Origin of the sequence: Pseudomonas sp. M1 (assembly GCF_022760135.1) — a bacterium.
Taxonomy (GTDB): Bacteria; Pseudomonadota; Gammaproteobacteria; order Pseudomonadales; family Pseudomonadaceae; genus Pseudomonas; species Pseudomonas citronellolis.
In genome coordinates, this window is record NZ_CP094343.1 from 5933972 (window position 1) to 5959609 (window position 25638).

At 68.6% G+C, this 25638-nt stretch carries 22 protein-coding genes; 16 read left to right on the plus strand and 6 right to left on the minus strand.

Annotated elements, in window-relative coordinates; all coding sequences use genetic code 11:
• Window positions 1–17: 17 nt before the first annotated feature.
• Both PM1_RS26285 and PM1_RS26290 read left to right on the plus strand, forming a co-directional pair.
• Window positions 18–284 (plus strand): type II toxin-antitoxin system Phd/YefM family antitoxin, encoded by a 267-nt coding sequence (locus tag PM1_RS26285; RefSeq protein WP_009617373.1) that lies wholly within the window; start codon window positions 18–20, stop codon window positions 282–284.
• A gap of 23 nt (window positions 285–307) precedes the next feature.
• Window positions 308–619, plus strand: a complete 312-nt coding sequence (locus PM1_RS26290) for a type II toxin-antitoxin system RelE/ParE family toxin (RefSeq protein ID WP_242935540.1) — start codon at window positions 308–310, stop codon at window positions 617–619.
• A 32-nt stretch (window positions 620–651) separates the two neighbouring features.
• On the opposite strand, the gene PM1_RS26295 is transcribed toward PM1_RS26290, so the two are convergent.
• From PM1_RS26295 to PM1_RS26305, 3 genes are all read right to left on the minus strand, one after another.
• Window positions 652–2301: an acyl-CoA dehydrogenase family protein gene (locus PM1_RS26295; protein ID WP_009617368.1), complete on the minus strand. Its 1650-nt coding sequence runs from the start codon at window positions 2299–2301 to the stop codon at window positions 652–654.
• Window positions 2298–2945 carry a TetR/AcrR family transcriptional regulator gene (locus tag PM1_RS26300; RefSeq protein ID WP_009617366.1) on the minus strand — a complete coding sequence of 216 codons (648 nt, stop codon included), beginning with the start codon at window positions 2943–2945 and terminating at the stop codon, window positions 2298–2300. Before PM1_RS26300 ends, PM1_RS26295 begins: the two co-directional genes overlap by 4 nt.
• Before the next feature lie 130 nt (window positions 2946–3075).
• The gene (locus tag PM1_RS26305) at window positions 3076–5463 is read right to left on the minus strand and encodes a hybrid sensor histidine kinase/response regulator (RefSeq protein WP_009617364.1); all 2388 of its coding nucleotides are present in this window, start codon (window positions 5461–5463) and stop codon (window positions 3076–3078) included.
• Window positions 5464–5643: 180 nt separating this feature from the next.
• Between PM1_RS26305 and PM1_RS26310 the strand changes: the two genes are divergently transcribed.
• From PM1_RS26310 to PM1_RS26325, 4 genes are all read left to right on the plus strand, one after another.
• Window positions 5644–6441, plus strand: a complete 798-nt coding sequence (locus PM1_RS26310; protein WP_024128129.1) for a hydroxymethylpyrimidine/phosphomethylpyrimidine kinase — start codon at window positions 5644–5646, stop codon at window positions 6439–6441.
• Between the two features lie 19 nt (window positions 6442–6460).
• Window positions 6461–7084 (plus strand): thiamine phosphate synthase, encoded by a 624-nt coding sequence (gene thiE, locus PM1_RS26315; protein WP_009617352.1) that lies wholly within the window; start codon window positions 6461–6463, stop codon window positions 7082–7084.
• A gap of 56 nt (window positions 7085–7140) precedes the next feature.
• Window positions 7141–8424, plus strand: a complete 1284-nt coding sequence (gene hemL, locus PM1_RS26320; protein WP_009617350.1) for a glutamate-1-semialdehyde 2,1-aminomutase — start codon at window positions 7141–7143, stop codon at window positions 8422–8424.
• Window positions 8425–8639: 215 nt separating this feature from the next.
• The gene (locus PM1_RS26325; RefSeq protein ID WP_009617348.1) at window positions 8640–9185 is read left to right on the plus strand and encodes a tetratricopeptide repeat protein; all 546 of its coding nucleotides are present in this window, start codon (window positions 8640–8642) and stop codon (window positions 9183–9185) included.
• Between the two features lie 120 nt (window positions 9186–9305).
• Here PM1_RS26325 and PM1_RS26330 read toward each other — a convergent pair whose 3' ends face one another.
• Window positions 9306–9635 (minus strand): DUF1820 family protein, encoded by a 330-nt coding sequence (locus PM1_RS26330; RefSeq protein ID WP_009617346.1) that lies wholly within the window; start codon window positions 9633–9635, stop codon window positions 9306–9308.
• Window positions 9636–9767: 132 nt separating this feature from the next.
• Between PM1_RS26330 and miaB the strand changes: the two genes are divergently transcribed.
• From miaB to lnt, 5 genes are all read left to right on the plus strand, one after another.
• On the plus strand, window positions 9768–11108 hold the full coding sequence (gene miaB, locus PM1_RS26335; protein WP_009617344.1) for a tRNA (N6-isopentenyl adenosine(37)-C2)-methylthiotransferase MiaB: 1341 nt from the start codon (window positions 9768–9770) through the stop codon (window positions 11106–11108).
• 90 nt (window positions 11109–11198) lie between these two features.
• Window positions 11199–12215, plus strand: a complete 1017-nt coding sequence (locus tag PM1_RS26340) for a PhoH family protein (protein WP_009617342.1) — start codon at window positions 11199–11201, stop codon at window positions 12213–12215.
• A complete protein-coding gene (ybeY, locus tag PM1_RS26345) occupies window positions 12208–12669 on the plus strand; it encodes an rRNA maturation RNase YbeY (protein ID WP_009617340.1) in 462 nt (153 codons plus the stop codon). The genes PM1_RS26340 and ybeY overlap by 8 nt, the downstream gene beginning before the upstream one ends.
• Window positions 12670–12690: 21 nt before the next feature.
• The gene (locus tag PM1_RS26350; protein WP_009617338.1) at window positions 12691–13530 is read left to right on the plus strand and encodes an HlyC/CorC family transporter; all 840 of its coding nucleotides are present in this window, start codon (window positions 12691–12693) and stop codon (window positions 13528–13530) included.
• A gap of 321 nt (window positions 13531–13851) precedes the next feature.
• On the plus strand, window positions 13852–15384 hold the full coding sequence (lnt, locus tag PM1_RS26355; RefSeq protein WP_009617336.1) for an apolipoprotein N-acyltransferase: 1533 nt from the start codon (window positions 13852–13854) through the stop codon (window positions 15382–15384).
• Between the two features lie 204 nt (window positions 15385–15588).
• On the opposite strand, the gene PM1_RS26360 is transcribed toward lnt, so the two are convergent.
• Both PM1_RS26360 and PM1_RS26365 read right to left on the minus strand, forming a co-directional pair.
• Window positions 15589–16350: a YdcF family protein gene (locus PM1_RS26360; RefSeq protein ID WP_009617335.1), complete on the minus strand. Its 762-nt coding sequence runs from the start codon at window positions 16348–16350 to the stop codon at window positions 15589–15591.
• A 50-nt stretch (window positions 16351–16400) separates the two neighbouring features.
• Window positions 16401–16829 carry a hypothetical protein gene (locus tag PM1_RS26365; protein WP_009617334.1) on the minus strand — a complete coding sequence of 143 codons (429 nt, stop codon included), beginning with the start codon at window positions 16827–16829 and terminating at the stop codon, window positions 16401–16403.
• Between the two features lie 237 nt (window positions 16830–17066).
• Here PM1_RS26365 and leuS point away from each other — a divergent pair, with 237 nt between their 5' ends.
• From leuS to capA, 5 genes are all read left to right on the plus strand, one after another.
• Complete coding sequence (gene leuS / locus PM1_RS26370) at window positions 17067–19688, plus strand: leucine--tRNA ligase (RefSeq protein ID WP_009617332.1); 2622 nt, start codon at window positions 17067–17069, stop codon at window positions 19686–19688.
• Between the two features lie 61 nt (window positions 19689–19749).
• A complete protein-coding gene (locus tag PM1_RS26375; RefSeq protein WP_009617331.1) occupies window positions 19750–20364 on the plus strand; it encodes an LPS-assembly lipoprotein LptE in 615 nt (204 codons plus the stop codon).
• Window positions 20365–20403: 39 nt separating this feature from the next.
• Window positions 20404–21441 (plus strand): DNA polymerase III subunit delta, encoded by a 1038-nt coding sequence (gene holA, locus PM1_RS26380; protein ID WP_009617330.1) that lies wholly within the window; start codon window positions 20404–20406, stop codon window positions 21439–21441.
• Window positions 21442–21787: 346 nt separating this feature from the next.
• Window positions 21788–23524, plus strand: coding sequence for a caprolactamase subunit beta (capB, locus tag PM1_RS26385; protein WP_009617328.1), 1737 nt, complete (start codon window positions 21788–21790; stop codon window positions 23522–23524).
• A 10-nt stretch (window positions 23525–23534) separates the two neighbouring features.
• Window positions 23535–25616 carry a caprolactamase subunit alpha gene (gene capA / locus PM1_RS26390; protein ID WP_009617326.1) on the plus strand — a complete coding sequence of 694 codons (2082 nt, stop codon included), beginning with the start codon at window positions 23535–23537 and terminating at the stop codon, window positions 25614–25616.
• Window positions 25617–25638 lie beyond the last annotated feature (22 nt).

Sequence of the window (25638 nt, forward strand, 5' to 3'; positions counted from 1 at the left end):
TTCCAGGTGCCGCCACCATGCGCTACTCCTCCCAGGTCAAACCCATCAGTTACCTCAAGGCCAATGCGGCAGAGGTGCTCAAGCAGCTCGGCGAGCAGCAGGAGCCGCTCATCATCACCCAGAACGGCGAAGCCAAGGCGGTGATTCAGGACGTCCGCAGCTATGAGGAAACCCAGGAGACCCTGGCCCTGCTGAAACTACTGGCACTGGGCAACCAGGAAATCGAGGAAGGCCGATTCGCTGCCCTGGACGAAGTGGCGAAACGCCTGCGCGGGGACGCCTGATGGGGGCAGAATCGCCCTATCGCGTGTTCATCACGCAGGGCGCCGAACGCGATTTGAAGTCCATCCACGACTACGTTGCCGAATTCGACGGGCCGCAACATGCGGTTCATGTCCTGAGCATGCTGCTGGAATGCATCGGCGAGCTGAGTCACTCACCGGAGCGCGGAAATTTCCCCAAGGAACTGCTGAGCCTGGGCATCCGCGAATACCGCCAGCTGTTCTTCAAGCCCTACCGCATCATCTATCGCCAGCGTGAACGGGACATTCACGTCTATCTGGTAGTGGACGGCCGCCGCGACCTGCAACACCTGCTGAGTCGGCGCCTGCTGGGCTAGGCCGGGAACCTCGCGGCTCCCGGCCAGCGGCATCAGGCCAGATGCGGCGTGGCCCGCGCCACCAGCGCCTCGACGTCCGTGCCGCGCGGCAGGGTGCCGTAGACGCGGCCACCGCCGCCCAGGCGGCTGCCGATGAAGGCGTCGGAGACGGTGGCGTTGCCGGCTTCCAGCAGCAGCTTGGCCTGCAGGGCCACGGCCACGTCCTCGGTGAGCTGGCGGGCGCGGAACTGGATGTCGGCGGTGTCGGCGAAGGAGGCCTTGAGGTTGCCGATGAAGGACGCCAGGCGGGCGTCGCCGTGGCCGTCGCCGAGTTCGTGGAACAGCGCGTCGAGCACGCCCGGCTCCTTGGACAGGGCGCGCAGCACGTCCAGGCACTGGACGTTGCCCGAGCCTTCCCAGGTGGAGTTCACCGGGGCCTCGCGGTACAGGCGCGGGAGGATGGTGTCTTCGACGTAGCCGGCGCCGCCCAGGCATTCGGCGGCTTCGTTGATCATCGCCGGGGCGCGTTTGCAGATCCAGTACTTGCCCACGGCGGTGACCAGGCGGGCGAACTTGTCTTCCTGCTCGTCGTGCAGGTGGTCCAGGGCGCGGCCCATGCGCATGGTCAGGGCCAGCGCGGCCTCGCTTTCCAGGGCCAGGTCGGCCAGCACGTTCTGCATCAGCGGCTGTTCGGCCAGCACCCGGCCGCCGACCTGGCGGTAGGCGCAGTGGTGCGCGGCCTGGGTCAGCGCCTGGCGCATCAGCGCGCTGGAGCCGACCATGCAGTCGAAGCGGGTCATGGCCACCATTTCGATGATGGTCGGCACGCCGCGGCCCTCCTCGCCCACCATCCAGGCCAGGGCGCCGCGGTACTCCACCTCGCTGGAGGCGTTGGACCAGTTGCCCAGCTTGTTCTTCAGGCGCTGCACGTAGAACTCGTTGCGCGTGCCGTCCGGGCGGTGGCGCGGCAGCAGGAAGCAGGTCAGGCCCTTGTCGGTGTAGGCCAGGGTGAGGAAGGCGTCGCACATCGGCGCCGAGCAGAACCACTTGTGCCCGACCAGCTCGTAGGCCTGCCCCGGGCCGGGGATGCCCACCGGGTAGGCGCGGGTGGTGTTGGCGCGCACGTCGGTGCCGCCCTGCTTCTCGGTCATGGCCATGCCGATGGTGGCGCCGGCCTTCTGCTCGATCGGCAGGTTGCGCGGGTCGTATTCGTTGGCGAGGATCTTCGGCAGCCATTTCTCGGCGATGTCCGGCTGCAGGCGGATCGCCGGGACGCTGGCGAAGGTCATGGTCAGCGGGCAGCCGGTGCCGGCCTCGGCCTGGCTGTGCAGGTAGCTCAGACCGGCGCGGGCGACGTGGGCGCCGGCGCGCGGGTCGGTCCAGGGCATGGACGGGATGCCGTGCTCGATGGCCGTGCGCATCAGCTCGTGGTAGGCCGGGTGGAACTCCACCAGGTCGATGCGGTGGCCGTAGCGGTCGTGGCTCTTGAACACCGGCTTGTTCTCGTTGGCCAGGAAGCCGGCGGCCATCAGCGGCCCGCCGGCCAAAGCGCCGTAGGCTCCCAGGCGCTGCTCGGCCCAGCCGCCGTCGTAGCGGCGCACCCATTCCTGCAAGGGCAGGTCGATGCGGTAGAGGTTGGCGCCGTCCAGCGGCGGCACCTGGTTGGTCACTTCGTGGGTCTCGGCGTACTGGTGCAGGTTCATCGCTGTTCCTCCGGCTGGGGCGCGCCGACGGCGCGCAGGCAGAAATCGACGAGGGCCTGGCTGACTTGCTCCAGGCCAGGGCTGGGTTGCCCGGCATCGCGGGCGGCACGGGCCGGCGGCGACAGCGGGCCGACCAGGGATTCGGCGATCGCCCCCACCAGGCAGGCGGCGATCAGCGGCGTGGGGCCGCAGTGGAAGTGGCCGCTGCGCGCGCCCTCTTCCAGCAGTTCGATGAACAGTTCGGCGTAGGCCTCGCGGTAGAGCAGGCGCTGCTCGTCCACCTCGGGGTCGACCGGTTCGGCGATCAGGGCGAAGGCCAGGCGCCGGCTCTCCCAGGCGCGCCGGGCGAACTGGCGCAGGCCACGGGCCAGGCGCCCGGCGGGCCCGCCTGGGCCGCGCAGGACGACGGCCAGGGCGTCCACCTCACGTTGGCTGGCGCGGGCGAAGACTTCGGCGGCCAGTTCGCCCTTGCCGCGGAAATGCCGGTACAGGCTGCCGGTGGCGATGCCCGCCTCTTCGGCCAGGCCCTGCATGGTCAGCGCCGCGAAGCCGCCCTCGGCGACCCGCGCCAGGGCCAGTTGGAGGATGCGTTCGCGCAGCTCCACATCTTTCTGCAGGCGGGCTTCGGTGAGACGGTAGACCATGCTCTGAATCCGGATTCACTGTTTCAAGCAGTGAATCACGGTTCAGGACTTGGCCATAGGGGGAATTGCGCCAGCGGTGCGGGCGTTCCGGCCAGCGGAGCGCGCCGCGTGACGCAACGGGCGCGGCGGATCAGGCGTGGCTGGGCAGCGCCGGCTGGCACAGCAGCCAGTCGTGCAGCAGGGTCTGCAGCTCCTCGAACTTCACCGGCTTGGCCAGGTAGTCGCTCATCCCCGCCGCCAGGCAGCGCTCGCGGTCGCCGCTGTGGCTGTGGGCGGTGATGGCCAGCACCGGCAGCTCGCCGCCCTGGGGCAGCGCGCGGATCGCCCGGCAGGTGGCGAAGCCGTCCATGATCGGCATCTGGCAGTCCAGCAGCACGGCGTCGACGCCTTCGCGGCGCAGCAGGTCGATGGCTTCCGAGCCGTTGTCGGCGGTGCGCACCCGGTAGCCCAGCTTGAGCAGCATGCCGCGGATCACCAGTTGGTTGATGGCGTTGTCCTCCACCACCAGCACCGTGCACTGTTCCGGACGGCGCAGGGCCTGGCCGCCGGCGCGGCGTGGCGGCACGCTGAAGCTCTGCGCCGGCTGGCCGAGGTTCAGTTCGAGGACGAAGCGGCTGCCGCGCCCGGGGCTGGAATGGTGCTGCAGCTGCCCGCCGAGCAGCTCGGTGAGCTGGCGGCACAGCGCCAGGCCGATGCCCAGGCCGCCGTACTCGCGGGTCAGCGAGCCGTCGAGCTGGTGGAAGCGCTGGTACAGCGCATCGTCGGCCGGCGTCTCGAAGCCGATGCCGGAGTCCTGCACCGTCACCCGCAGGGCGACGCCGTCGCTCTGCCGCTGGCCGTCCACGCGCAGGCTCACGCCGCCCTGGTGGGTGAACTTGATGGCGTTGTCCAGCAGGTAGCCGAGGGTCTGGGCCAGCTTGCCGGCGTCGCCTTCCAGGGTGTCGGGCAGGTTCTCGTCCAGCTGCAGGTCGAAGCGCAGGCCCTTGGCCTCGGCGCGCGGCGCATACTGGGCGCGCAGGCTGTCGAACAGGCCGCGCAGGCTGAAGGGCTCGCGCCGCGGGTAGAGCTTGCCGGCCTGCAGTTCAATCAGCGCGAGGATGTCGTTGACCATGCGCATCATGTCGCGCGCCGAGCCGGTGGCGGTCTTCTGGTACTGCGCCAGCTCCACGTCCATGGGCACCGTCTGCATCAGCTCCAGCGAGCCGATCACCCCGCTCATGGGCGTGCGCAGCTCGTGGGTGACGGTGGCCAGGAACTCGTCCTTCAGGCGGTTGCTGTTGGCCAGCTCGAGGTTGAGCTGCTCCAGCTTGCGACTGGATTCCTGGAGGATGCGCGTGCGCTCTTCCTTCATGGCGTTGATGCGGTCGGCCAGGGCCAGGGACAGCAGGCCCACCTCCAGCGCCGAGCCGATCTGCCCGGAGTACATGGTGAAGAACACGTTGGGCAGCAAGCCCAGCACCATCAGAGTGTTGATGGTCCCGCCGAGGAGGAAGGCGGTCCAGGCGAAGATGAAGTAGCGCGCCACGCGCATGCCGCGCAGCCAGGCGAGGATGCCGGCGCTGAAGATCACCACCACGAAGGCCAGCGCCAGGTAGGTGGCCAGGCGCAGCGACAGCGCATAGCTGGCCGAGAACGCCAGCAGCATCACCAGCGCGCCCACGGCCATCAGCGCCAGCAGGGTGCGGTCGACCCACGGGCTGTGTTCGCGGGTGTGCAGGAAGCTGCGCGCGAACTGGCAGCCGAACAGGCTGGCGGAGCCGATCAGGAAGGGCGTGGCGGCGTTGGCCCACCAGGGGCTGTTGGGCCAGAAGTACTCGATGCCGGCGCCGTTGACCGAGACCTGGTAGAGGCCGAAGGAGGCGATGTAGAGGATGTAATAGAGGTAGCTGGTGTCGCGCACGCTGACGAAGATGAACAGGTTGTACACCAGCATCACCAGCAGCACGCCGTAGATGATGCCGAGCACGTAGACGTTGCCCGGCAGGTTTTCCATGTAGGCCTTGGGCGACCAGAGCGTCAGCGGCGCCTGGATCGAGCCCTGGCTCTCCAGGCGCAGGTACACCCGCAGCGGCTTGCCGGGCGCAAGCTTGAGGTCGAACAGGTAGTTGGTCAGGCTGATCGGCCGGCTGGCGAACGGCAGGGTGTCGCCGGTGCGCTGGGCCAGCTGGTACTTGCCGTCGGCGCCGGGCAGGTAGAGGTCCAGGCGGTCCAGCGGCGGGTAGGCCAGTTCCAGCAGCCAGGGCGCCGGGTCCTGGGACTCCTGCGGGCGGTAGTCCAGGTCCAGGCGGATCCAGAACACCGAGCGCGAGTAGCCGGCGTTGAGCACGTCGCGGTCGTGGCGGCGGAAGCTGTCGGCCAGGGCCGCGGAGGTGATGTCGGCGATGTCGGCGGTGCCGCGCACGTCCTCGAAGACGTCGATCGAGTGGCCCAGCGGCAGGCGGCTGGTGTGCTCGTCGAAGCTGACCGCGCCGGCCAGCGGCGAAAGAAGGAGAAGGAAGAGGATCAGCCAGCGCTGCATGCTACCCCGCAGTGCCCCTCCGGACGGCGCCCAGGGGCCCCATCCCCCGCGATCGGCGCGCCCTGTGGGCGTGATTTTCGAATCGGCCAACTTTAGCACGCCGGCATGACGATCAAGCAGCGCCGGGCCGGGGGTCGGGGCAAACGACGCCTGCCGGGTTTAGTGGTAAGCTCCCGCGCCATGAAAACGCCAACCTCCCGTCCCGTAGTGCTCTGCCTGTCCGGCCACGACCCCAGTGGCGGCGCCGGCCTGCAGGCCGACATCGAAGCCCTGATCGCCCAAGGCTGCCATGCGGCGCCCGCCGTCACCGCGCTGACCGTTCAGGACACCGTCAACGTTTCCGACTTCCGCGTGCTCGACCGCGAGTGGGTGCTGGCCCAGGCCAACGCCGTGATCGCCGACCTGCCGGTGGCCGCGGTCAAGCTGGGCATGCTCGGCTCGGTGGAGATGGTCGACACCGTGGTCGAGATCATGCAGTCGCTGCCCGGCGTGCCGCTGGTCTGCGACCCGGTGCTGCGCGCCGGCGGCGGCGGCGCCCTGGGCAAGGACGAAGTCGGCTACGCGATCCGCGAGCGGCTGTTCCCGGTAGCCGCCATCGCCACGCCGAACCTGCCGGAGGCGCGCATCCTCGCCGAGCTGCCCGAAGGCAGCGCCGAGGAATGCGCCGAGAAGCTGCTGCCGTACATCCGCAACCTGCTGATCACCGGCGGCCACGGCGACGAATCCGAGGTGCACAACCGCCTGTACGGCCGCGACGGCAGCCGGCACACCTTCACCTGCCAGCGCCTGCCGGGCAGCTACCACGGCTCCGGCTGCACCCTGGCCAGCGCCCTGTCCGGCCGCCTGGCCCTGGGCGAGGAGTTGGCCAGCGCCGTGCGCAGCGCCCTCGACTACACCTGGCGCACCCTGCGCGACGCCGAGGCCCCTGGCCACGGCCAGTACGTCCCGCGCCGGCTGCCGCTGGACTTCTGCTCCTGATTCACCTGCCGAGGCCTTCATGAAACTCCGCGGACTCTACGCCATCACCGATAGCAAGCTGCTCGCCGACGGCCGCCTGCTGCCCTACGTCGAGGCCGCGCTGCGCGGTGGCGCACGCCTGCTGCAGTACCGCGACAAGTCCGCCGACGAGTCGCGCCGCCTGCGCGAGGCCGAGGCCCTGCGCGAGCTGTGCGAGCGCCACGGCGCCACCCTGATCATCAACGACGACGCCGAGCTGGCCGCGCGCCTGGGCGTGAGCGTGCACCTGGGCCAGACCGACGGCTCCCTGGCCGCCGCCCGCGCCCTGCTGGGCCGCCAGGCGATCATCGGCGCCACCTGCCACGGCAGCCTGCAACTGGCCGACCAGGCCGTCGCCGAGGGCGCCGACTACGTGGCCTTCGGCCGCTTCTTCCAGTCGCTGACCAAGCCCGGCGCCTCCGAAGCCAGCCCCGAGCTGCTGGAACAGGCCCGCGCGCGCTTCGCCAACGTGCCGCTGGTGGCCATCGGCGGCGTGAGCCTGGACAACGCCCCCGAGCTGATCGGCCGCGGCGCCGACCTGCTAGCGGTGATCAACGCGCTCTTCGCCGCCGACACCCCGGCCGAAGTGGAGCGCCGCGCCCGCGCCTTCGCCGCGCTGTTCTAACCCTTTCCCGCGGCGCCGCTGCGCGCCGCTTTCACGGATCCCAACGAGAGGTCGCCATGTCCCGTTCCGAACTCCTCTTCGCCAACGCCCAGAAGCACATCCCCGGCGGCGTCAACTCGCCGGTGCGCGCCTTCAAGAGCGTCGGCGGCACCCCGCTGTTCTTCAAGCACGCGGAAGGCGCCTACGTGGTGGACGAAGACGACAAGCGCTACGTCGACTACGTCGGCTCCTGGGGCCCGATGATCCTCGGCCACGCCCACCCGGAAGTGCTCGACGCGGTGCGCCGCCAGCTGGAACACGGCCTGTCCTACGGCGCGCCGACTGCGCTGGAAGTGGAAATGGCCGACCTGGTCTGCTCGCTGGTGCCGTCCATGGACATGGTGCGCATGGTCAGCTCCGGCACCGAGGCGACCATGAGCGCCATCCGCCTGGCCCGCGGCTACACCGGCCGCGACGACATCATCAAGTTCGAGGGCTGCTACCACGGCCACTCCGACAGCCTGCTGGTGAAGGCCGGCTCCGGCGCCCTGACCTTCGGCGTGCCGAACTCCCCGGGCGTGCCGGCGGACTTCGCCAAGCACACCCTGACCCTGCCGTTCAACGACCTGGAAGCGGTGGAGAAGGCCCTGGACGAGTGCGGCCGGAACGTCGCCTGCATCATCGTCGAGCCGGTGGCCGGCAACATGAACTGCGTGCCGCCCGCCTCGGGCTTCCTCCAGGGCCTGCGCAAGGCCTGCGACAAGCACGGCGTGGTGCTGATCTTCGACGAGGTGATGACCGGCTTCCGCGTCCACCTCGGCAGCGCCCAGGCGCTGTACGGCGTGACCCCGGACCTGTCGACCTTCGGCAAGATCATCGGCGGCGGCATGCCGGTGGGCGCCTTCGGCGGCAAGCGCGAGATCATGCAGCAGATTTCCCCGCTGGGCCCGGTCTACCAGGCCGGCACCCTGTCGGGCAACCCGCTGGCCATGGCCGCCGGCCTGACCACCCTGAAGCTGATCAGCCGCCCGGGCTTCCACGACGAGCTGACCGACTACACCAGCCGCATGCTGCAGGGCCTGCAGGAGCGCGCCGATGCCGCCGGCATCCCGTTCGTCACCACCCAGGCCGGCGCCATGTTCGGCCTGTACTTCAGCGGCGCGGACGACATCGTCACTTTCGCCGACGTGATGGCCAGCGACGCCGAGCGCTTCAAGCGCTTCTTCCACCTGATGCTGGACGGCGGCGTGTACCTGGCGCCCAGCGCCTACGAGGCCGGCTTCACCTCCATCGCCCACGGCGACACCGAGCTGAAGCTGACCCTGGACGCCGCCGAGCGCGCCTTCGCCGCCCTCAAGTAAGCCCCTCCGGCCGCGGCGTCCGCCGCGGCCAATTTTCCGTCGTTACGCTTTCCCGGCGAGCCCTACGCCGGTTTCTTGGCCATTCGGACGGAAACCGCGAAAAACACCGTAAAGACTTTGTAAGGAAGCATCGGCTTATTTCATAATGTGCAGGCCGGCACGTTTTCGCCGGCCGGGCATTGTGCCCGCCCCGTTGCCGGAGGCCGTTTCTCCCCATGTACCGTTCTGGTCGCGCCCTGCTGCTGGGCAGCCTGTTGTTCATCTCGCCCCTGTTCGCGCAGGCGGGAGGCAACTCGCTGCTGGTCCCGGCGACCGGCCGTTGCACCCTGAACACCGTCCCCGAGCAACTGCAGCAGGCCCTGGCCAGCTGCCAGCAGATCGCCAATGGCGGCGACGCCCAGGCGCAGTTCGAACTGGGTGAGTACTACTACACCGGCGAACGCGCCCCGCGCGACTTCCCCGCCGCCCTGCGCTGGTACGAAAAAGCCTCGCTGCAGGGCCACGCCCAGGCCCAGTGGCGCCTGGGGACCATGTTCTTCCGCGGCGAAGGGGTCAAGGCCAACAACATCCAGGCCTACATAGTGCTGAAGATGGCCGCGGTGAACGGCGCCGAAGACGCCATGGACAGCGCCGACCTGGTCGCCGAGCAGATGAGCAAGGACGAACTGGACATCGCCAGCAAGGTGCTGGGGCAGATCTTCCGCAACTACCTGATCGAACTGCAGACCGCGGGCAATACGCCGTTTTCGCCGTTGCCCTAAAAAAAGAAGCTGGAAGCTAGAAGCTAGAAGCTAGAAGCTAGAAGCTAGAAGCTAGAAGCTAGAAGCTAGAAGCTAGAAGCTAGAAGCATGCAGCCACTTCCAGCTCATGGCTTCAAGCTTCTAGCTCTTGTCCGGCATCGGCATCGGAAACGGCATCACGTTGCCGCCGCCCTTGGCTTCGCTGATCTTCGGCGTGCCCAGGCGCTCGACTTCGTCGATGCGGATGATCGCGTGCAGCGGCACGAAGCTGCGGATAACGCCCTCGAACTGGGCCTTGAGCTTCTCTTCGCTGGGGTCCACGACCACCTGGGTGCGCTCGCCGAAGACGAACTCCTCGATTTCCAGGAAGCCCCACAGATCGCTCTGGTAGATCTGCTTGGCGTACATCTCGAACACCTGGCCCTGGTTGAGGAAGACGACTTTGTAGATCGGGTTCTCGCGCTTGTTCATGAACGACGGGTGACAGTTCTGCGAAAAGGAGGGCGCGAATCATAGCACAGCCGCCTGGCGCGCAACCCTAGGAACGGGCCCGGCGCGCCCCTATAATGGCCGGTCATTTTGGATTTCCCCGACGAAACGCGCATGGCCAAGAAGCTTTTCATCCAGACCCACGGCTGCCAGATGAACGAGTACGACAGCTCGCGCATGGCCGATCTGCTGGGCGAGGAACATGCCCTGGAGCTGACCGCGAAGGCCGAAGAAGCCGACGTGATCCTCCTCAATACCTGCTCGATCCGCGAAAAGGCCCAGGAGAAGGTGTTCTCCGAACTGGGCGCCTGGCGGGCCCTGAAGCAGCGCAAGCCGGAGCTGGTGATCGGCGTCGGCGGCTGCGTGGCCAGCCAGGAAGGCGCCGCCATCCGCGAGCGCGCGCCGTTCGTCGACGTGGTGTTCGGCCCGCAGACACTGCACCGCCTGCCGGAAATGATCGACGCCGTGCGCACCACCCGCAAACCGCAGGTGGACGTGTCCTTCCCGGAGATCGAGAAGTTCGACCGCCTGCCCGAACCGCGGGTCGACGGCCCCACCGCCTTCGTCTCGGTGATGGAAGGCTGCAGCAAGTACTGCAGCTTCTGCGTGGTGCCCTACACCCGCGGCGAGGAAGTCAGCCGGCCGTTCGACGACGTGCTCGCCGAGGTCATCCACCTGGCCGAGAACGGCGTCAGGGAAGTCACCCTGCTGGGGCAGAACGTCAACGGCTTCCGCGGCGCCACCCATGACGGGCGCATCGCCGACTTCGCCGAGCTGCTGCGGGTGGTCGCCGAGGTCGACGGCATCGAGCGCATCCGCTACACCACCTCGCACCCGCTGGAGTTCAGCGACGCGCTGATCGCCGCCCACGCCGAGCTGCCGCAGCTGGTGCCCTTCGTCCACCTGCCGGTGCAGTCCGGCTCGGACCGCGTGCTGGCCGCCATGAAGCGCAACCACACCGCGCTGGAATACAAGTCGCGCATCCGCAAGCTCAAGGCCGCGGTGCCGGACATCTGCATCAGTTCGGACTTCATCGTCGGCTTCCCCGGCGAGACCGACAAGGACTTCGAACAGACCATGAAGCTGGTGGAAGAAGTCGGTTTCGACTACTCCTTCGTCTTCATCTACAGCCAGCGCCCGGGCACCCCGGCGTCGGACCTGGCGGACGACACCCCGGAAGAAGTGAAGAAGCAGCGCCTGATGATTCTCAACACGCGCCTGCAGCAGCAGGGCTTCGAGATCAGCCGACGCATGGTCGGCAGCATCCAGCGCATCCTCGTCACCGACTACTCCAAGCGCGACCCCGGCCAGCTGCAGGGCCGCACGGCGAACAACCGCGTGGTCAACTTCGCCTGCGACAATCCGCGCCTGATCGGCCAGTTCGCCGAGGTGGAGATCTACGAAGCGCTGCCCAACTCGCTGCGCGGCCGCCTCATCGAGCCCACCCGCCACTGAAGTGCATCCCGGCGCCCGACTTTCCCACAGAGGCCGCCGGGGTTATTCTTCGGTCATCCCTAATTTCCCAACGGTCATACCGACAGCACCTTGAACGCCCCCCTGGATCTTCATCGCTTCACCCTGGAACCCTTCGACGCGCGCAGCTTCGCCAATCTCTGCGGGCAGTTCGACGAGCACCTGCACCAGATCGAGAAACGCCTGGACATCGAGATCCGCAACCGCGGCAACCAGTTCGAACTGGTTGGCGAGGCCGCGCGCACCCAGGCCGCCGAGCACCTGCTGCAGCGCCTGTACCGCGAGGCGCAGAGCGGCACCGAGCTGACCCCGGACATGGTCCACCTGTTCCTCCAGGAATCCGGCCTGGAAGACCTGGCCAGCTCCAGCGAAGCGCCCAGCATCACGCTGAAGACGCGCAAGGCGCACATCCGCCCGCGCGGCGCCAACCAGCAGCGCTACGTCAAGGCCATCCTCGACCACGACATCAACTTCGGCATCGGCCCGGCCGGCACCGGCAAGACCTACCTGGCGGTGGCCTGCGCGGTGGACGCCCTGGAGCGCGAGCAGATCCGCCGCATCCTGCTGGTGCGCCCGGCGGTGGAGGCCGGCGAGAAGCTCGGCTTCCTCCCCGGCGACCTGTCGCAGAAGATCGACCCCTACCTGCGCCCGCTGTACGACGCCCTGTACGAAATGCTCGGCTTCGAGACCGTGGCCAAGCTGATCGAGCGCCAGGTGATCGAGGTCGCGCCGCTGGCCTACATGCGCGGGCGCACGCTGAACAACAGCTTCATCATCCTCGACGAAAGCCAGAACACCACCATCGAGCAGATGAAGATGTTCCTCACCCGCATCGGCTTCGGTTCCACCGCGGTGATCACCGGCGACGCCACCCAGGTCGACCTGCCGCGCGGCACCCGCTCGGGCCTCAAGCACGTGATGGAAGTGCTGCGCGACGTGCCGGGCATCAGCTTCACCCACTTCAAGCCCAAGGACGTGGTGCGCCACCCGCTGGTGCAACGCATAGTCGAGGCCTACGAGCGTTTCGAGGCACGCCAGCCGCTGCGCCAGGACGGCGAGCGCGCCCCCGGGGAAACCCGCGATGCTTGAACTCGACCTGCAGGTCGCCAGCCAGGCCGCCGACCTGCCCGCCGAGGCGCAGCTGCGCCAGTGGTGCGAACTGGCCCTGCGCCAGCGCCAGGCCGACTCCGAGCTAACCATCCGCCTGGTGGACGAGGCCGAGGGCCGCGAACTGAACCGCACCTGGCGGCACAAGGACTACGCCACCAACGTGCTGTCCTTCCCCGCCGACGTACCCGACGAGCTGCTGGACATCCCGCTGCTGGGCGACCTGGTGATCTGCGTGCCGGTGGTCGAGCGCGAAGCCGCCGAACAGGGCAAGGCGCCGGCGGCGCACTGGGCCCACCTGGTGATCCACGGTTGCCTGCACCTTTTGGGCTACGACCATATCGAAGACGCCGAGGCCGAGGAAATGGAGGCCCTGGAACGGCAATTGCTGGCCGAACTGGGCTACCCCGACCCGTACGCGGCGGATGAAGAATAAAAGCCAACGAGCAAAGGAAAGATGAGCGAAGACCGATCGAGCAACGGGCATAAGTCCTGGCTGGACAAGATCACCCAGGCTTTTGCCCATGAGCCGAGAAACCGCCAGGAGCTCCTCGAGCTGCTGCGCGACGCCCACGACAACAAGCTGCTGGACAGCGAGGCGCTGTCCATCGTCGAGGGCGCCATCCAGGTCGCCGACCTGCAGGTGCGCGACATCATGGTGCCGCGTTCGCAGATGATCAGCATCAAGGCCAGCCAGAGCCCGCGCGAGTTCCTTCCGGCGATCATCGAGGCGGCGCACTCGCGCTACCCGGTGGTGGGCGAGAGCCTCGACGACGTGATGGGCGTGCTGCTGGCCAAGGACCTGCTGCCGCTGATCCTCCACGACGACAGCCACGCCTTCAACATCAAGGACCTGCTGCGCCCGGCCACCTTCGTGCCCGAGTCCAAGCGCCTGAACGTGCTGCTGCGCGAGTTCCGCGCCAACCACAACCACATGGCCATCGTCATCGACGAATACGGCGGCGTGGCGGGCCTGGTGACCATCGAGGACGTGCTGGAGCAGATCGTCGGCGACATCGAGGACGAGCACGACGTCGAGGAAGACAGCTACATCAAGCCGCTGCCCAGCGGCGACTTCATCGTCAAGGCGCTGACCCCGGTGGAAGCCTTCAACGACTTCTTCGGCGCGGAATTCTCCGACGAGGAATTCGACACCGTCGGCGGCCTGGTGATGAGCGCCTTCGGCCACCTGCCCAAGCGCAACGAGACCACCGAACTGGGCGGCTTCCGCTTCCGCGTGCTCAACGCCGACAGCCGCCGCCTGCACCTGCTGCGCCTGACGCCGCTGCGCGACTGAGGCGGGCCTGCTGCTCTGTAGGAGCGCGCCCTGCGCGCGAATCGCGGGCAGGGCCCGCTCCTACAGTTCCAGGGAAGCACCATCGTAGGATGGGTTGAGCGAAGCGATACCCATCACCGCAACCGCATGGGTTTCGCAAGGCTCAACCCATCCTACGAAGAGCGCCTCCCGCCGCGGACAAGCTCCGCGCCTACGGGCCGTTCAGACATCCTGCAACACAGCGTCGCAGACGCCTCGTGGCTTTTCGCCCTCGTCCCCATAGCCGACCGTTCGTCTCTCCATTACTCTTGCGCATCGCCAAATCGCTTCCAAGGAATACCGATGCGCTGGATCACCCGTCCCGGCTGGCCGGGCCACCTGCTGGCCCTCGCCGCCGGCGCCATCACCCCGCTGGCCCTGGCCCCCTACGGCATCTGGCCGCTGGCGCTGCTCTCCGTCGCCCTGTTCTACCTCGGGCTGCGTGGCGTCACCCCGGGCTCGGCGTTGTGGCGCGGCTGGTGGTACGGCTTCGGCGCCTTCCTCGCCGGCACCGGCTGGATCTATTACAGCATCCACGACTTCGGCGGCGCCTCGCCGGCCCTGGCCGGTTTCCTGGTGGTCGGCTTCAGCGCCGGGGTGGCGTTCTTCTTCGGCCTGCCGGCCTGGGCCTGGGTGCGCCTGCTGCGGCGCAACAACGCACCGGTCAGCGACTCCCTGGCCTTCGCCGCGCTGTGGCTGGGCCTGGAGGTGTTCCGCAGCTGGTTCCTCACAGGCTTCCCCTGGCTCTTCACCGGCTACAGCCAGCTGCAGGGCCCCCTGGCCGGCCTGGCGCCGATCGGCGGCGTGTGGCTGATCTCCTTCAGCATCGCCCTGTGCGCCGCGCTGCTGATCAACCTGCCGCAGCTGACCTTCCGCCCGGCGCAACTGGTCGTCGGCCTGGTGCTGCTGCTGGCGCCGTGGATCGCCGGCCTCGTCCTCAAGGGCCACGCCTGGACCGCCCCCGCCGGCGCGCCGCTGACCGTCGCCGCCATCCAGGGCAACGTCGCCCAGGACATGAAGTGGGACCCCAAGCACGTCACCGCGCAACTGGAGCTGTACCGCGACCTCAGCGCCGAGCAGCACGATGTCGACCTGATCGTCCTGCCGGAAACCGCCGTGCCGCTGCTCAAGGACCAGGCCGGCGGCTACCTGGCCATGCTCGACGAGATGGCGAAGCAGAAGCGCGCCGCGCTCATCACCGGCGTGCCCATGCGCCAGCGCGACGCCGACGGCGTGCACTACTACAACGGCATCACCGTGGTCGGCGACGGCAGCGGCGACTACCTCAAGCAGAAGCTGGTGCCCTTCGGCGAGTACGTGCCGCTGCAGGACCTGCTGCGCGGCCTGATCACCTTCTTCGACCTGCCCATGTCCGACTTCGCCCGCGGCCCGGCCGACCAGGCGCTGCTCAAGGCCAAGGGCTACGCCGTCGCGCCGTACATCTGCTACGAAGTGGTCTACCCGGAGTTCGCAGCCGGCCTGGCGGCACAGAGCCAGCTGCTGCTGACCATCAGCAACGACGCCTGGTTCGGCACCTCCATCGGCCCGCTGCAGCACCTGCAGATGGCGCAGATGCGCGCCCTGGAAGCCGGACGCTGGATGGTCCGCGGCACTAACAACGGCGTCACCGCGCTGATCGACCCGCAGGGCCGCATCGCCCACGAGATCCCGCAGTTCCAGCAGGGCGTGCTGCGCGGCGAGGTCACCCCGATGCAGGGCCTGACGCCCTACCTGAAATGGCGCCTGTGGCCGCTGGGCAGCCTGGCGGTGGTCCTGGCGCTCTGGGCCGTAGCGCGCCGCCAGACCGCGCCCGAGCAGCGCCGGATGTTCGGCTGAGCGTAGGGCGTACAACCGTTCGCGGTTGTACGCCGAGGTTGAGTTCAACAGCGGCTCCGTGCTCGACACCGAGCGGAATGCAGCCAAGGTCAGGCGGCGGATAACCGCGAACGGTTATCCGCCCTACGTTGCCCCATCCACATCGTTCCCCTGTAGGAGCGCGCCCTGCGCGCGAATCGCGGACAAAGTCCGCGATGCATCCCTTCAGCGATATAACAACCGGTACCCCAACAACCCCAGCGCCTCGTTGAGCAACTGGTTGCTCTGCCAGAACGCCTTGGCCTCCGGCAGCCAGCCGCCGAACGGGCGGGCGTTGTCCACGCCGATGAAGCCCATCGGCGCCGGCACCACCTCCAGGCCGTTGGCCTCGAAACTCCAGAGCGCACGCGGCATGTGCTGCGCCTGGGTGACCAGCACCACGCGGCGCACGCCGGCCTGGCGGAGAATTTCCGCGCTCATGGCGGCGTTCTCCCAGGTGGTGCGGCTGCGCCCTTCCTGCCAGCGCACGCTCACGCCGTAGTCGTCCGCCAGGCTGGTGGCCATGATCTGCGCCTCGCTGGGCGGCGTGCCGTAGTGCAGGCCGCCGGAAGTCAGGATCGGCAAGCCGCTGGCCTTGGCCAGGCGCGCGGCGTAGCGCAGCCGCTCGCGGGCCATGAGCCCGGGCTGGTCGTCGCCCCAGGCCGGGTCGCCGCGCTCGCGGCCCGCGCCGAGGATGACGATGGCCTCGGCGCGCTGCGCCAGCCCCGCCCACTCCGAACGCGCCAGGGCTGGCTGGCGCTCCAGCAGGCGCGCGCCCCACTCCACCGTCAGCGGCAGGCTGAGCAGCCAGAAGCCGGCGAACCCGGCGACGAAGCAGGCCAACGCCAGCCTCGGCCGACGGCGGCGCAGGACGAAGCCCAGCAACAGGAGAATGAGCAGGATGCCCGGCGGCATCAGGATCTGCTTGATGAGATAGCGCAACGGCATCGGCGGCTCCTTTCATGGAGCGCCACAGCCTAGCGGATGAACGCGCGGAATCAACGCCCGCGGGAGCCGCGGAACAACTGCGAACCACAGGAAGCGCAGGGCATCACCCCGTGCTGGCGGTTGTACACAACCGGCGTGCCGCACAGCGCGCAGAGCAATTGCAGGTGGCGGTGGGACGGACGCGTCTTGCCGGCGCTGCCGCCCAGGCGCGCCCGCGTGGAGCGGGCGGGAGCGTGCTCGATCAGCGCCAGTTCCTCGGCGGCGGCGTGCCAGCCGCGCAGCCAGTTGACGTCCTGGTCGAGGTAGGCGCGGATCAGCTGCATCTCGGCGCTGCTCAGGCCGCGCAACTCCAATTCCTCGGGATGCTCATCGCGCAGGCGTTCCGCGGTCTCGGCCTCGTCCAGGGCCAGTTCAAGTCGATGCAACAACCGCTCATAAAGACCGGGACCCGACAAACTTGCACGATGCAGCTCAGCCATCAGTCACCTCAAGCAGGCGGAAACCTCCCGCCCTCAGGCCAAGCTTAGCGCCCCGGCCCCCGGGCCACCGAGCGCGCGACAAACGGCGCGGGCTACCGGCTCGGGGAGGGCTCATGTATGCTACGAGGCTTTATGCAGCCCCTTGCCGACCGACCGCCGCGGTGCCCCGGCAAGACGGGAGCGCCCGCTCCGCTCCCACGGCCGCGCCGTCTATTCCGTACAGGTCCAAGTCGCGCCATGCACGAGCAATACCAGCCTCTCGAGATCGAATCCCAGGCCCAGAAGTACTGGAACGAACACAACTCCTTCCGCGTCGAGGAAGTCCCCGGCAAGGAGAAGTTCTACTGCCTGTCGATGTTCCCGTATCCGAGCGGCAAGCTGCACATGGGCCACGTGCGCAACTACACCATCGGCGACGTGATCAGCCGCTACCAGCGCATGCAGGGCAAGAACGTCCTGCAGCCGATGGGCTGGGACGCCTTCGGCATGCCGGCGGAAAACGCCGCGATGAAGAACAACGTCGCCCCCGCCGCCTGGACCTACGACAACATCGCCTACATGAAGGCCCAGCTCAACAGCCTGGGCCTGGCCATCGACTGGTCGCGCGAAGTCACCACCTGCAAGCCGGACTACTACCGCTGGGAACAGTGGCTGTTCACCCGCCTGTTCGAGAAGGGCGTGATCTATCGCAAGAACGGCACCGTGAACTGGGACCCGGTGGACCAGACCGTGCTGGCCAACGAGCAGGTCATCGACGGCCGCGGCTGGCGCTCGGGCGCGCTGATCGAGAAGCGCGAAATCCCGATGTACTACTTCAAGATCACCGCCTACGCCGAAGAGCTGCTGGAAAGCCTCGACCACCTGCCGGGCTGGCCCGAGCAGGTCAAGACCATGCAGCGCAACTGGATCGGCAAGTCCCGCGGCATGGAGATCGCCTTCCCCTACGACCAGGCCTCCATCGGCGAGGCCGGCCAGTTGAAGGTCTTCACCACCCGTCCGGACACCCTGATGGGCGCCACCTACGTGGCCGTGGCCGCCGAGCACCCGCTGGCGACCCTGGCCGCCCAGCGCGAGCCGGCCCTGCAGGCGTTCATCGACGAGTGCAAGCGCGGCGGCGTCGCCGAGGCGGACATCGCCACCCAGGAGAAGAAGGGCGTCGCCACCTCCCTGTTCGTCGAGCACCCGCTGACCGGCGAGAAGCTGCCGGTGTGGATCGCCAACTACGTGCTGATGACCTACGGCGAAGGCGCGGTGATGGCCGTGCCGGCCCATGACGAGCGCGACTTCGAATTCGCCAACAAGTACCAGCTGCCGATCAAGCAGGTGATCACCCTGGCCGCCGGCGACGACGGCTACGACGCCAGCGCCTGGCAGGAGTGGTACGGCGCCAAGGACGACAGCATTCGCACCGTCAACTCCGGCAAGTACGACGGCCTCGGCTACCAGGCCGCCTTCGACGCCATCGGCGCCGACCTGGCCGCCAAGGGTCTGGGCCAGGCGCGCACCCAGTTCCGCCTGCGCGACTGGGGCATCAGCCGCCAGCGCTACTGGGGCTGCCCGATCCCGATCATCCACTGCGAGACCTGCGGCGACGTGCCGGTGCCGGCCGAGCAGCTGCCGGTGGTGCTGCCGGAGAACGTGGTGCCGGACGGCGCCGGTTCGCCCCTGGCGAAAATGCCGGAATTCTACGCGTGCAGCTGCCCGAAATGCGGCCAGCCGGCCAAGCGCGAAACCGACACCATGGACACCTTCGTCGAATCGTCCTGGTACTTCGCCCGCTACGCCTGCCCGCAGTTCGAAGACGGCATGCTGGACAAGAAGGCCGCCAACTACTGGCTGCCGGTGGACCAGTATATCGGCGGCATCGAGCACGCCATCCTGCACCTGCTGTACGCGCGCTTCTTCCACAAGCTGATGCGCGACGAGGGCCTGATCGACTCCGACGAGCCGTTCAAGGACCTGCTGACCCAAGGCATGGTGGTCGCCGAGACCTACTACCGCACCACCGCCAACGGCGGCAAGGACTGGTTCAACCCGGCCGACGTGGAAGTCGAGCGCGACGCCAAGGCCAAGGTCATAGGCGCGCGCCTGAAGACCGACGGCCTGCCGGTGGAGATCGGCGGCACCGAGAAGATGTCCAAGTCGAAGAACAACGGCGTGGACCCGCAGGCCATGATCGACGCCTACGGCGCCGACACCTGCCGCCTGTTCATGATGTTCGCCTCGCCGCCGGACATGAGCCTGGAATGGTCCGACTCCGGCGTCGAGGGCGCGAGCCGCTTCCTGCGCCGCGTCTGGCGCCTGGCCCAGGCCCACGTCAACGCCGGCTTCGCTGCCGCCGTGGCGCAGGACACGCTGGACGACGCGCAGAAGGAAATCCGCCGCGCCATCCACCTGGCCATCAAGCAGGCCAGCCAGGATATCGGCCAGAACCACAAGTTCAACACCGCCATCGCCGCGGTGATGACGCTGATGAACGTGCTGGAGAAGGTCCCGCAGGAAGGCGCCGGCAACCGCGCCCTGCTGCAGGAAGGCCTGGAGACCGTCGCCCTGCTGCTGGCGCCGATCACCCCGCACATCTGCCACGTGCTCTGGCACGAGCTGGGCCACACCGGCGCGGTGATCGACGCGCCCTGGCCGCAGGTCGACGAGAGCGCGCTGGTGCAAGACACCCTGCAACTGGTGGTGCAGGTCAACGGCAAGCTGCGCGGGCACATCGAGGTGCCGGCCGAGGCCAGCCGCGAAGACGTCGAGGCCACCGCCCGCGCCAACGAGAACGTGCTGCGCTTCACCGACGGCCTGACCATCCGCAAGGTGATCGTGGTCCCCGGCAAGCTGGTCAACATCGTCGCCAACTGATGGCATTCGCCCGCGGCGCTTGCCGCGGGCAACCCGGATCAACAGGAGTGAGGGAAGCTTGATGAAACGTATCCTGACCGGCATCGCGCTGATCGGCCTGACCACCGTGCTGGCCGCCTGCGGTTTCCACCTGCGCGGCCTGGGCGATACGAACTTCGCGCTCAAGGAAGTCGACCTGAGCGCGCGCAACGCCTATGGCGACACCGTCAAGGACCTGCAGCGCCTGCTGGAGAACAGCGGCGTGAAAGTGACCAAGGGCGCGCCCTACCACCTGTTCCTCGCCCGCGAGGCCGAGACCCAGCGCACCGCCAGCTACAGCAGCTCGGCGCGCAGTGCCGAGTACGAGCTGACCACCACGGTCGACTACGAAGTGCGCGGCGCCGACAACCTGCTGCTGATGACCGACAAGGTCGAGGTGCAGAAGGTCTACCTGCACGACGAGAACAACCTGATCGGCTCCGACCAGGAAGCCGCCCAGCTGCGCAAGGAAATGCGCCGCGACCTGGTGCAGCAGCTCTCCCTGCGCCTGCAGATGCTCACCCCGGCCCGCCTGGAATACCTGCAGCAGCAGGCCGAAGCCAAGGCCAAGGCCGAAGCCGACGCGCTCAAGGCCGCGGACGAGGCGGCCAGGCAGCAGCCGCAGCAGTCGCCGATCGAACTGCCCAAGGCGCAGTAAGAGGACCAGGGGGCCGGCCATGCCGGCCCCAGTACTTTCATGAAGCTCAATCCCGCCCAACTCGCCAAGCACCTGCAGGGCAGCCTGGCCCCCGTCTACGTGGTCAGCGGCGACGAACCGCTGCTCTGCCAGGAAGCCTGCGACGCCATCCGCGCCGCCTGCCGCCAGCGTGATTTCAGCGAACGCCAGGTGTTCAACGCCGAGGCCAACTTCGACTGGGGCCTGCTGCTGGAAGCCGGCGCCAGCCTCTCGCTGTTCGCCGAAAAGCGCCTGCTGGAACTGCGCCTGCCCTCCGGCAAGCCCGGCGACAAGGGCGCCGCCGCCCTCCAGGAATACCTGCAGCGCCCGCCGGAAGACACGGTGCTGCTGGTCACCCTGCCCAAGCTCGACGGCGCCACCCAGAAGACCAAGTGGGCCAAGGCGCTGATCGACGGCGAGGCCGCGCAGTTCATCCAGATCTGGCCGGTGGACGTGCACCAGTTGCCGCAGTGGATCCGCCAGCGCCTATCCCAGGCCGGCCTCGCCGCCAGCCAGGACGCGGTGGACCTGATCGCCGCAAGGGTGGAAGGCAACCTGCTGGCCGCCGCGCAGGAAATCGAGAAGCTCAAGCTGCTGGCCGACGGCAACCAGCTCGACGCCGCCACCGTGCAGGCGGCGGTGGCCGACAGCGCGCGCTTCGACGTGTTCGGCCTGATCGACGCGGCCCTGGCCGGCGAAGCCGCGCACAGCCTGCGCATGCTCGAAGGCCTGCGCGGCGAGGGCGTGGAGCCGCCGGTGATCCTCTGGGCCCTGGCCCGGGAAATCCGCCAGCTGGCCGGCATCGCCCAGCAGTTCGGCCAGGGCGTGCCCCTGGACAAGGCCTTCGCCCAATGCCGCCCGCCGGTGTGGGACAAACGCCGCCCCCTGCTCACCCGCGCCCTGCAGCGCCACAGCGGCAACCGCTGGAACCAGCTGCTGCAGGACGCCCAGCTGATCGACGCGCAGATCAAGGGCCAGGCCCAGGGCGACGCCTGGAACGGCCTGGCGCGCCTGGCGCTGCTGCTGGCCGGCCAGCGTTTGCCGCTGCCGCCGGGCTGATCTCCGGCCTGGCGCAATCGCGAATACATCCTCCGACAAACACGACACCCGTAGGATGGGTTGAGCGAAGCGATACCCATCACCACCACCGCATGGGTTTCGCAAGCTCAACCCATCCTACGAAAAGCGCCTCGGTGCAGTGGGCAAGACAGTCGCACGGCATCTCGTAGGAGCGCGCCCTGCGCGCGAATCGCGGGCAGGGCCCGCTCCTACAGATTGATGCCGGAAAGCCCCCGTTCGGCACCTGTGCGCTGTACGACAAAAACCACTGCGCTGCCGCGCAATACGCCCGGCCGGCGCCTCCCTATCGTCGCCCCATCGACCCGCCGATAAGGAGAACAAAGCGATGCCGGCCGATCCTATTACCCTGGCCGTGGTGCGCGGCGCGCTGGAGATGACCCAGCGCGAGATGACCCTGACGCTGGAGAAAACCAGCCGTTCCAGCGTCTTCAACCTCGCCCACGACTATTCCAACGCGCTCTTCGACCACCACTCGGAAATGATCCTGCAGGGCCAGGACATCCCCATCCACCTGGGCTCGCTGATCCCGGCGATGAAAGCCGTGTCCGGCTACTTCGGCGACGACATCGCCGAAGGCGACGTGATCTACCACAACGACCCCACCTACGCCGGCAGCCACATCATCGACTGCTGCATGTACAAGCCGGTGTTCTACCAGGGCGAACTGGTGTTCTGGACCGTGTGCAAGGGCCACCTCACCGACATCGGCGGCCCGGTGCCGGCCGGCTACAACCCCGACGCCAAGGAAATCTACGCCGAAGGCCTGCGCATCCCGCCGGTGAAGCTGTGGGAAAAGGGCCGCCGCCGCGAGGACGTGATCAACCTGCTGCTCACCAATATGCGCGCCCGGCGCAACCAGGAGGGCGACCTCAACGCCCAGTACGGCGCCTGCCGCGTCGGCGAGCGCAACCTGGTCGCCCTGCTGGACAAGTACGGCGTGGCCACGGTGCGCGAGTGCATCGCCGAGCTGAAGGACATGGCCGACCGGCAGATGCGCGAGCTGATCCGCTCGGTGCCCGACGGCAGCTACACCGGCCACGCGGTGCTGGAGGACTCCGGCCACGGCCTGGGCGAACTGGCCATCAGCGCCACCGTCACCATCGAGGACGACAGTTGCCACATCGCCGTGCAGAGCCCGCCGCAGGTGCCCTACTTCATCAACTCCTACGCCGGCAACTCGATGTCGGGCATCTACCTCGGGCTGATGATGTTCGCCCAGGTGCCGCCGCCCTATAACGCCGGGCTGTACCGCTGCGTGACCGTGGACCTGGGGCCGAAAGGCACCCTGTGCAACGCCGAGGAACCGGCGCCCCACGTCAACTGCACCACCACGCCCATGGAAACCCTCACCGACGCCGTGCGCCAGGCCTTCGAACAGGCCGCGCCGGAACGCGTCACCGCCTCCTGGGGGCACACCAGCGGGGTGAACATCGCCGGCGTCGACCCACGCACCGGCGAGGAATACGTGACCATGGTGCTGGCCTCGATCATCTCCGGCGCCGGCGCCACCTCGGAGCTGGACGGCTGGCACGCCTGCGGCCCGCTGTGCTGCTTCGGCGCCCTCTACTCCGGGGACATCGAGCTGCTGGAGTACAGCTACCCGATCCTCATCCACCGCTACGGCCTGATGGCCGACAGCGCCGGCGCCGGCCAGCTGCGCGGCGGCTCGGGCACCTGCCTGGAAGTGGAGCCGCTGGACCACGAGATGACCGTGATCTCCTTCGGCGAAGGCCGCCAGCGCACCACCATGGGCGCCGCCGGCGCGGCCAACGGCCTGGACGCACCCAAGCTGGGCGGCGTGGAGATCGTCCGCGGCGGCGCGCACGAGAAGCACACCCGCAACGTCATGACCGTGCTCAAGCCCGGCGAGCGCCTGGTCAACCGCACCCCGGGTGGCGGCGGCTACGGCCCGGCCTTCCGCCGCCTGCCCGAGGCGGTCGCCCGCGACGTGCGCGACGGCCTGGTCTCGCCGCAGGGCGCCGAACTCGACTACGGCGTGGTGCTGAGCCCCGCCGGCGAAGTCGACCAAGCTGCCACCGCCCAACGCCGCCAAACCGCCTGAGGAAACCGACATGCACAGCCAATACCGCCTCGGTGTCGACGCCGGCGGCACCTTCACCGACTTCATCCTGGCCGAGCGCGAAGGCCGCGTTCACCTGTTCAAGGCCCTTTCCACCCCGCAGGACGGCACCCTGGCCATCGCCGACGGCCTGCGCCAGATCAGCCAGGCGCTGGGCCGCCCGGTGCAGGAGGTCGTCGCCAACTGCGACCTCTGCATCAACGGCACCACCGTGGCGCTCAACGCGCTGATCGAGCTGAAGGGCGTCAAGGTCGGCCTGCTGGCCAGCGCCGGCCACGAGGACAGCATCGAGATCCGCCTCGGCCACAAGGAAGAAGGCTACCGCTACGACCCCGACTACCCGCCGGCGCCGCAACTGGCCCCGCGCTTCCTGCGCCGCCCGGTGCGCGGGCGCATCCTCGCCGACGGCCGCGAGCACGCGCCGCTGAACGAGGACGACGTGCGCGAGGCCGCGCGGCTGTTCGCCGAGCAGGGCGTGGAGGCGGTCGCCGTGTCCTTCCTCTGGTCGGTGCGCAACCCGGCCCACGAGCAGCGCGCCGCGGCCATCCTCCGCGAGATGCTGCCGGGGGTGTTCGTCTGCAGCGGCACCGAGGTGTTCCCGCAGATCCGCGAATACACCCGCACCTCCACCACCCTGGTCAACGCCTACCTGAGCCCGGTGATGGCGCGCTACGTGGCGAAGATCGACGACTACTTCCGCCAGCTCGGCGCGCAGCGCCCGGTGCGCTACTTCCAGTCCAACGGCGGCCTGGCCACCGGCGAGCACATGCGCGGCCGCGCGGTGAACGCGATCAACTCCGGCCCGGCCTCGGCGCCCCAGGCCGGGCTGTTCGTGGCCCAGCCGTTCGGCATCCGCAACGTCATCACCGTGGACATGGGCGGCACTTCCTTCGACATCACCCTGACCCGCGAAGGCAAGACCAACCTCAGCCGCGACGCCGACTTCCTGCGCCAGCGCATCGGCGTGCCGATGATCCAGGTCGAGACCCTCGGCGCCGGCGGCGGCTCCATCGCCCACATCAACCCCTACGGCATGCTCGAAGTGGGCCCGCAGAGCGCCGGCTCCAGCCCCGGCCCGGTGGCCTACGGCCAGGGCGGCGAGCAGCCGACGGTGACCGACGCCAACCTTGCCCTGGGCTACCTCAACCCCGAGGCGCGCCTGGGTGGGCGCATCAGCCTGGACCGCGAGGCGGCGCTGGCGGCGATCCGCGGGAAGATCGCCGGGCCCCTGGGCATGGACGTGGACAAGGCGGCCTGGGGCATCCATGCCATCGTCAACGCCAACATGGTCAACGGCATCCGCCGCGTGTCCATCGAGCGCGGCTACGACCCGCGCGACTTCGCCCTGATCGGCGCTGGCGGCGCGGCGGGCGTGCACATGACCGCGCTGGCCGAGGACATGGGCATCGACACCGTGCTGATCCCCAAGGTCGCCTCCGGCCTGTGCGCGCTCGGGCAGATTCTCTCCGACGTGAAGCACAACTACCTGGCCACCTACCCCATCCTCGCCCGCGAGGACGCCGACCTGGCCGGCCTGGAAGCGGCCTTCGCCGAACTGGAGCAGCAGGGCCGCGCCACCCTGCGCGGCGACGGCTTCCGCGACGAGGACATCGCCGTGGTGCGCAGCCTGGAGATGCGCTACGTCGGGCAGATCCACGAATGCACGGTGGAAATCGGCGACCTGCAGGTCAACGCCGACACCCTGCCGGCCATAGTCGAAGCCTTCCACCGCCGCCACGAGGCGCTCTACACCTACGCCGAGGCGGACAACCCGGTGGAGATCGTCAACCTGGAAAGCCAGGTGATCGGCCGCGTCTCGCGCCCGCCCTTCCCCAGCCTGGCGGCCAGCGACGGCCACGCCCGGCGGGCCCTGGCCGGCAGCCGGCCGATGCTCTTCGGCGAGGACGGCATCCGCACCGACACGCCGGTCTACCAGGGCGCCCTGCTGCTGGCCGGCGACCGCCTGCACGGCCCGGCGGTGATCGAGGAAGCCACCACCAACATCCTCATCCGCCCCGGCTGGGTCGTCGAGCTGCACGAGTCCGGCTGCTACCGCCTGACGCGCCAGCGCTGAGCCGCACGGCCGGGGCCCCGCC

Bases quoted from the DNA above. Each gene is read 5' to 3' on its own strand.
- PM1_RS26305 (WP_009617364.1), bottom strand. From the start codon at position 5,463: ATGCAGCGCTGGCTGATCCTCTTCCTTCTCCTTCTTTCGCCGCTGGCC.
- PM1_RS26350 (WP_009617338.1), top strand. From the start codon at position 12,691: ATGAGCGAAGACCGATCGAGCAACGGGCATAAGTCCTGGCTGGACAAG.
- capA (WP_009617326.1), top strand. From the start codon at position 23,535: ATGCACAGCCAATACCGCCTCGGTGTCGACGCCGGCGGCACCTTCACC.
- PM1_RS26325 (WP_009617348.1), top strand. From the start codon at position 8,640: ATGTACCGTTCTGGTCGCGCCCTGCTGCTGGGCAGCCTGTTGTTCATC.
- hemL (WP_009617350.1), top strand. From the start codon at position 7,141: ATGTCCCGTTCCGAACTCCTCTTCGCCAACGCCCAGAAGCACATCCCC.
- lnt (WP_009617336.1), top strand. From the start codon at position 13,852: ATGCGCTGGATCACCCGTCCCGGCTGGCCGGGCCACCTGCTGGCCCTC.
- capB (WP_009617328.1), top strand. From the start codon at position 21,788: ATGCCGGCCGATCCTATTACCCTGGCCGTGGTGCGCGGCGCGCTGGAG.
- PM1_RS26330 (WP_009617346.1), bottom strand. From the start codon at position 9,635: ATGAACAAGCGCGAGAACCCGATCTACAAAGTCGTCTTCCTCAACCAG.
- PM1_RS26310 (WP_024128129.1), top strand. From the start codon at position 5,644: ATGAAAACGCCAACCTCCCGTCCCGTAGTGCTCTGCCTGTCCGGCCAC.
- PM1_RS26360 (WP_009617335.1), bottom strand. From the start codon at position 16,350: ATGCCGTTGCGCTATCTCATCAAGCAGATCCTGATGCCGCCGGGCATC.
- ybeY (WP_009617340.1), top strand. From the start codon at position 12,208: ATGCTTGAACTCGACCTGCAGGTCGCCAGCCAGGCCGCCGACCTGCCC.
- PM1_RS26365 (WP_009617334.1), bottom strand. From the start codon at position 16,829: ATGGCTGAGCTGCATCGTGCAAGTTTGTCGGGTCCCGGTCTTTATGAG.
- PM1_RS26295 (WP_009617368.1), bottom strand. From the start codon at position 2,301: ATGAACCTGCACCAGTACGCCGAGACCCACGAAGTGACCAACCAGGTG.
- PM1_RS26375 (WP_009617331.1), top strand. From the start codon at position 19,750: ATGAAACGTATCCTGACCGGCATCGCGCTGATCGGCCTGACCACCGTG.
- PM1_RS26285 (WP_009617373.1), top strand. From the start codon at position 18: ATGCGCTACTCCTCCCAGGTCAAACCCATCAGTTACCTCAAGGCCAAT.
- miaB (WP_009617344.1), top strand. From the start codon at position 9,768: ATGGCCAAGAAGCTTTTCATCCAGACCCACGGCTGCCAGATGAACGAG.
- thiE (WP_009617352.1), top strand. From the start codon at position 6,461: ATGAAACTCCGCGGACTCTACGCCATCACCGATAGCAAGCTGCTCGCC.
- PM1_RS26300 (WP_009617366.1), bottom strand. From the start codon at position 2,945: ATGGTCTACCGTCTCACCGAAGCCCGCCTGCAGAAAGATGTGGAGCTG.
- holA (WP_009617330.1), top strand. From the start codon at position 20,404: ATGAAGCTCAATCCCGCCCAACTCGCCAAGCACCTGCAGGGCAGCCTG.
- leuS (WP_009617332.1), top strand. From the start codon at position 17,067: ATGCACGAGCAATACCAGCCTCTCGAGATCGAATCCCAGGCCCAGAAG.